At 35.7% G+C, this 502-nt stretch carries 1 pseudogene; it reads right to left on the reverse strand.

The features are described 5' to 3' along the window. Nucleotides 1–128: 128 nt before the first annotated feature. Nucleotides 129–502: pseudogene (locus BEN26_RS13845) on the reverse strand (transposase); the annotation flags it as partial.

Raw genomic sequence — 502 nt, forward strand, 5'->3', positions numbered from 1 at the left:
CAGCTGAGATACATGGCAGAGCAAGACCTTGTCGGATTAGAGGCAAAACGGAGATACTCAAAACCGCCGACAAGTGACTTACAAAAAACTTAACTTTTTTGTGTCCAAGATATTGACTCAAGTCCAAATTGTGCTTCAATGTTTTTTTCGTGCAAAGAAAGATTTGCTTCTTTATCGGCTTTTTCTTGTAGCCATTTTTCTTTTTCTTCTTTTGATTTGCGCCCGCGTTTTTTAGATGGAACTATTGAATCCTTTTCTTTAAATGGTGCATGATCCCATGCTTCAATATGAGTTGCATCAATAGCTACGGTGTTATCACTAATAAAGCCTTCAGTAATCGCTTGAGTTAGAAGCGTTTCCTCTACACGTTCCATTACATTACTTTTAACAATTTTTTTAATCATTCTTGAATAGGAAGATTCCGAAGGAATCCAATCGGAAAATAAAAATCCGCAATCTAAACGAAATACAAAATCGTTTTTTAACCGCTTTACAAGATCTT

Origin of the sequence: Tepidibacillus sp. HK-1 (assembly GCF_001748485.2) — a bacterium.
GTDB classification, from domain to species: domain Bacteria; phylum Bacillota; class Bacilli; order Tepidibacillales; family Tepidibacillaceae; genus Tepidibacillus_B; species Tepidibacillus_B infernus.